The sequence below is a fragment of the Mesorhizobium waitakense genome (genome assembly GCF_056431085.1).
On sequence record NZ_JBWKME010000207.1, the window covers coordinates 1 to 5877 of the forward strand.

Consider the following 5877-nt stretch of genomic DNA (forward strand, 5'->3'; position numbering starts at 1 on the left):
TATCGCCATGCGAGCTGACAAAACCGACCAGAGCTTCGCAGCCTTCATCAATCTTGCTGCTGCCGTCATAAACTCACGATGAATCTCAACAAGCCTTAGTCCGTACCTTGAACGGAATTGCCGGCGGGATAATCGGCAAGTCGTCTGTTGAACTCGACGGGGTTGCCGAGATGCGCGACGGCAGACTAATTCGCCATACAGTAATGCGGGCGGAAACAGCACATTTTACAATCGGTGGCGGATCCGCCGAATTTCAAGTCATTATCCGAGACCACGATGGCAACATTGTTGTGCCGCCACCTGCCCCGACGTCTGCACAAAGTCGTTATGCCGCTTCGATGACGAGCGAACTCCTAACGCACGCGCTCAAGTACTGCGCTGGCGAGCCGGATTGGTTCGACCTCTACAAAGCGATGGAGTGCCTGGAACAAGCTGGGTTCAACCCAAGGAGGGGAAAAGGCAGGGCCGAAATGGAACGCTTCAGTCTCACGGCGAACTGGTCTTATCGACACCATGATCGGAGAAGCGAGCAGAAGCGTCCGCCAAAACCAATGGACTTGCGCGATGCGCGCCGGCTGTTGCGCGCGCGGATCAATCAAGCGCTAGATGAGGTAGACAGACAGTCGGAAGTTACCGCTTCACCTTCGGCGTATCTCCCCGACCGGTACCTTGTCGCCAACCTACCCGCCCGACATAGGCGCCGCGTGCGGTCTCTCGTAATTCGCCGGCCGATCGTTCAGCAAGTTGAGCGCCCTACGCATATCGCTATGCAACTGGTCGATCGCATCCCAATGCGCCAGGAATGGCTTTAGCGAGAGCTGAGCCTGCCCGCAGTTCTATCTCAAGTCGGAAAGCTTGCCGCTCAATGAGATCGAGGTGGTAGCTCGATAACGTTTCGAAGCGTCGACGTCGGACCATTCTAATCTCCCTTGGGGGATATCAGTATAGGAATTTATTCCTTCTCCCGTCAAGGGTCTTGACTCTAGTGTTCTCATTTTGTTCACTGACGGCAGGTTCACTGACGGCAGAATGAGCGACAAACCCACCGGACTTGCCGAAGGCATGACACCCGTGCCGCGCGAACGGGCACGTATCGAAAATCACATCTGCGAGTTTGTTGGATGCGGGAAGCGCGCGCCGTTCGGCTTTGCCAAAGCAAGGCAGTGGCGGTCCTTTGTTTGGCCAGGGAACAAACCTCCAGCCGCGCGGTTTATGTTGAGCGCTGCCGGAATCTTGCACATAGATCCTACCGGTTCTGCATTGGCCCGCTGCTTCCCCCCGAGGCGGCGGGCTTTGCTTTAGGCGCTAGCTGGGAAGTCAATCAGCCTGAAGCCAGGCGTGGGCCGAGCGGTTTGTGTCCCGGCACCTCGTGCCATAAGACTTGCCGCAAATCGCGCATGTCGACCTTTTGACCGCATTGGGGGCAATTGAAGAAATGGTCCCGTTCGTCCGCTGCCGGTGCGCCGTGCCGCTTGCCAGGGATTGGTGGACCGAGGTCGGATAGCTTCGTCATGCGGCGGCAACTCTGCGCCACGGTAAAAGTTCCGGAACCATTTTAACTCATGCTAATTGAGTTGGTCTACGCGATCGACGAATACGACCTGCTAGGTGTCGAGCGTGAAGCGGGCAAGCCGGCTTTGGCCCTAATGGCTGATCGAGTGACCGGCAAGTATGTCGGTTCGGCCTTCATCAACTCCAACCGCGAAATCCGGGAGCGGCTTTGGAAGCGCGTCCAGGAACATGCTGGCCCAGCGCCCAAGGCCATGAAGCGACCGGCGACGCAATGGGTCAAGCCCGGTCTCGTCGGTCGCGTGAAGCACTTGCGCGGCGAGGAGGAACTGCGGCACGCTTCACTGCAGGATTTTCGGGAGGAAAGCTAGTTGCCATAGGAGCGTTATGGCCTGAAAGCGCCTGCTTTAGAACCTCAACGTCGGTGTAGCCGGACGTGAAAAGCGTGAAGATACGCATGGCCAGGTTCTGGCGATCCACGCTATCCGCCGCAATGCCGAGGGCTTTGCAATGCTCGTCTAGAATGGTGGTCAAGAACGCGAGTTCGTCGGGTTCGACAATGCCATCGTGCATGATTTTTCACTCTCCCTTGAAAGAGGAAAACGCTAAAATAATCGCGGTCAGGCCGCTCGCAAGAGGGTGTCGGATTCGTACCAAAGCCTGGGGCAAAAAGGTTGCTCGTCCTTCAAAAACCACAGCATGCAATGCGTCTGCTCCTGCATTAACAAATGTTGTCGGACGCCGAAAAATTTTTTCGGAACATTTCTTCAAGTCGACCCTTTTTGGCGCACCAAACCATGGAGGCCGCCATGAAGAGAAGAAAGGTGGATCGGGAAAAACTGGAGCGAGCCAACCGCGAGTGCAGGCTGGTCCTCGACGCCGAACGGAAGGCACGTGAAGACAAGACTGCGCGGCTGAGGGCGTTACGGCTACAAGGGAGACAATCCACCGGACCTCGTTGCACGAGCCGAGCTTGAAGTTGAATGAGCACCCGCGCTACGAACTTCCTGCACCAATGGATTTCTAACAACGTGCCACAGACCGGCAGCGCCGACGGCATCTCGGTTGCCGAACTCGCCCACAAGCTTTCGCCGATGCGAAGGCAGTTGGCATTAGCCGCGCCGCTATCGAGGAAGACACCGGCAGCGTATACGAGACGATGCTCGATGCTATCGTGCACCGTGAAGGCAGCTTGGCGGACTGAACGCGCTTGCTCTATACCGATAAAATGGGAAAAGGCTGGACGTTTCAAACCCTCATCGACGGCAGGATGAAGCTGACGGCGTTTTGCCACGTCTGCCGATGAACTGCTCTTGAAAACGGGAAAATCTCATGAACGCCTAACACGCAGGTAAATAGCCCCATGGCCTTGCAGCAGAACGCGACCATATACGCCGTCATCATCGGCGCCGGCGAGGAAAGCCGCCAACGCAAGCTGGTGATGCCAGAGCGTCGGATGGACTCGATGATCGGGAGCACTGTCTGGGCAAACCGGTCGGCCTCCTGCACTGAGATCTGACGCCCCTTCGCAGCGGCCTCTGCCGTGTTGGTCGAATTGCCGAGTTTGATGCCGGTGGTCTTGCGCGAGGCGAGGGCGGCTTTGGTGCGTTCCGAGATCAATCTCCGCTCTTTCTCGGCGACATGCCTCTCGTCAGCCGCCAAAACGCTGCAAAGCAAGTGATTGCAGCCACCGTTTTTCCATCTGCAGGTCCCCTTCTTGATTGTCGTCTATTTCACACACAGTACATGGTAAGTGCCGTCAACCACTTCGGCGCCTTCGGTGACGTGCTCAAATCCGGGGAATTGGCGGTCCCAGGCGGTGAGCCCGCGCAAATATCCGATCTGGGGGCTGTCCTCTCCGCCAAAATTCTCGCCTGACATCAGCATAGGAATACCTGGCGGATACGGCATGACGCCGTTTGCTGCCGTGCGATTTGCGATTTCCTCGACCGACACGCTTTCCACGTCGTTTGCAACGAGGCGCTGGTACGCTTCCCTGGGGGTCATATCCGGCCTCGGTAGCGTCTCGAAGGCACGGTTCAATAATTCGCCGGGATTGTTCACTCTGATGTATTCGAACATCTCGTCGCCAAGGTCGCGCAGACCGATCTTTCGGTACCGCTGCGGATGCTGTGACGCGAGTTCCGGCAGCACGTCGCTCACTCTCGCATTCGCATCGTAGTGGCGTTTGAACGAGAGCAGGTTCGTGACGAGAGTGCCCCACTTGCCCTTGGTGATCCCGATGGAGAATAGGAACATAATCTGGAAGTCGGTGACGCGCGTCGGGACGATCCCGAAGCGGGTGAAGTAGGCGTTCACCAAGGCGGCCGGCACGCCTGTCTTCTGAAGTTGACCGTCATCGCCCATGCCCGGCGCAAGGATGCTCACCTTGACCGGGTCGAGCATGCACCAGTCGGGAGCGATGCCTTCGAAACCGTGCCACGTGTCGGCAGGGTGCATGATCCAAGGCTCTTGCTGTGTGCAAAGCAGATCGGCCGGGGCGTCATTGAAATCGATCTTGCCGCCGGTTTTCGGGTCCGTGACCACCTCCGCATTCCAGGGCTTGAAGAACCAGTCTCCCTTCTCCTGGAACTTTCTGCGGATACGCCCGACCGTTTGCCGGAAATCGACGGCCTCCTGGATCACCTCCTGGGTGAGGGAATAGCCAGCTCGTCCATCCATCATGGCAGTCGCTATGTCGTTTGACGCAACGATCGGGTAGAGCGGCGACGTCGTCGTGTGCATCATGTAAGCTTGGTTGAATCTGTGGTGGTCGATTGCACCCCGCCCGTCCCGGACGTGGATGTAAGACGACTGCGACAGAGCAGCGAGCAGCTTGTGGGTGGAGTGCGTGGCGAAGACCGTCGGCCCCTTGTGCGCGGCTGGGTCGCCGCGCATCGCGAAGTGCCCTTCGTACATCGGGTTGAAACGAGCGTAGCCGTACCACGCCTCGTCGAAGTGAATGCGATCGCAACTCTTGTCGAGCAGGTCCTGCGCCCGGGCTGCGTTATAGCAAAGGCCGTCGTACGTGCAGTTTGTGATTACCGAATAGCCTGGCTTGCGCCCCTCCAACCCGCGCGTAAGCGGACTCTCCTTGATCTTGGCTTGCAGGGCGGCAGGTTCCAGCTCGGAGGGCGCTATGGGACCGATGATTCCGTAACGATTGCGTGTGGGAACCAGGTAGATCGGACGTGCGCCGGTCAGCATCAGGCCCTGTTCGATTGACTTATGGCAGTTGCGGTCGAGCACCACGAGATCGCCCTCGTTCACGCAGGCTTGCATGATAGTTCGATTGGAGCCCGAGGTTCCGACGACGCCGGAGTAGCTGCGGTGGGCTCCGAACACACGGGCTGCGTACTGCTCGCTGGCCAGCACAGGTCCCGTATGATCGAGCAGGGACCCGAGCTGCCCTCGCTCTATCCCCATGTCGGTGCGGAATAGGTTCTCGCCATAGAAGTCAAAGAACGCACGACCCGCGGGAATTTTCGTAAAGGCCACGCCGCCCTGGTGCCCGGGGGCCGACCATGAGTGCTCCCGAAGACGCGAGTAGTCGGCAAGCGCTCTCGCATAAGGAGGCAGGATTGAAGCGCGATAGCGCCCGATGGCGGCGATGATCCGGCCGGCTATGAAGTCCGGGGTGTCCTCCATGATCCAGACGAACTCGTCCACCATTTCCGCAACCTCGATCGTAATCGTCCGGGTCGCGGTCGTTCGCTCTGCAAGCAGAAACACCGGTACTTCGCCGTGGCGCTCGCGCAGCTTTTGGAGAAGTCCCATCGCCTGACCGTGCGAGCCGTCGTCATCGGTGCCGAGGTCCCAGTTCAGCGCGACGACCTGAATGGACGCATCCGCTGCCACGACCGCTCGTCCGTCCTCGAAGGAAAGCGCCCTTACGACGCCGACGTCGCGTTCCTCGAGTGCCCGCGCGAGACCTTCGGCCGCCCTTCCGAGACTGGTATCGAGCTTGCCGAGATCGTCGTCCACAATGAGCGCGCGGGCTCGGAATGGCCTTGTATCGGGATTGATCATATTGGGAACTCCTGGAGGGCTGGGCGGCTGCGGTAGCCGCGGGCCCGCGAAATCTGGTCCCTCAAACGGCAATACGCGCCACCAATTGACGCGAAGCTCGCATTTGTTGCACTGATGCAGGCTGAGCGGAAGTGCGTTACTGTAAAAGGCCACGCCAAACTGCGCGAGGCGATCTCGAAGACGCGGCTCTGGACGCCCGTCTTGAGCATTCATGCGGTGCAGGCGCAGTGGGCATCGCGAAGATGCATGGCTACTTGGTCGCGCTACGTGCCTCTTCGCGAATTGTCGATTCGAGAATTCCAGCTTGGCGCCGAGCCCCACGAAGGTGGCGGTGAAGGA

General features: G+C 58.7%; 4 protein-coding genes. 2 read left to right on the forward strand and 2 right to left on the reverse strand.

Annotation, left to right across the window (positions count from 1 at the left end):
- Positions 1-107 precede the first annotated feature (107 nt).
- Both AC07FD_RS37680 and AC07FD_RS37685 read left to right on the forward strand, forming a co-directional pair.
- Positions 108-812: a hypothetical protein gene (locus tag AC07FD_RS37680; RefSeq protein WP_478353940.1), complete on the forward strand. Its 705-nt coding sequence runs from the start codon at positions 108-110 to the stop codon at positions 810-812.
- A 750-nt stretch (positions 813-1562) separates the two neighbouring features.
- Positions 1563-1880, forward strand: a complete 318-nt coding sequence (locus AC07FD_RS37685; protein WP_478353941.1) for a hypothetical protein — start codon at positions 1563-1565, stop codon at positions 1878-1880.
- 877 nt (positions 1881-2757) lie between these two features.
- Here the strand turns inward: AC07FD_RS37685 and AC07FD_RS37690 are convergent.
- Positions 2758-3129 carry a hypothetical protein gene (locus AC07FD_RS37690; RefSeq protein ID WP_478353942.1) on the reverse strand — a complete coding sequence of 124 codons (372 nt, stop codon included), beginning with the start codon at positions 3127-3129 and terminating at the stop codon, positions 2758-2760.
- A gap of 108 nt (positions 3130-3237) precedes the next feature.
- Positions 3238-5538, reverse strand: coding sequence for an arginine decarboxylase (gene adiA, locus AC07FD_RS37695; protein ID WP_478353943.1), 2301 nt, complete (start codon positions 5536-5538; stop codon positions 3238-3240).
- Between the last annotated feature and the right edge of the window lie 339 nt (positions 5539-5877).

Excerpts from the sequence above, each read along its gene's own strand:
- AC07FD_RS37685 (WP_478353941.1), top strand. The coding sequence starts at position 1,563 with ATGCTAATTGAGTTGGTCTACGCGATCGACGAATACGACCTGCTAGGT.
- adiA (WP_478353943.1), bottom strand. The coding sequence starts at position 5,538 with ATGATCAATCCCGATACAAGGCCATTCCGAGCCCGCGCGCTCATTGTG.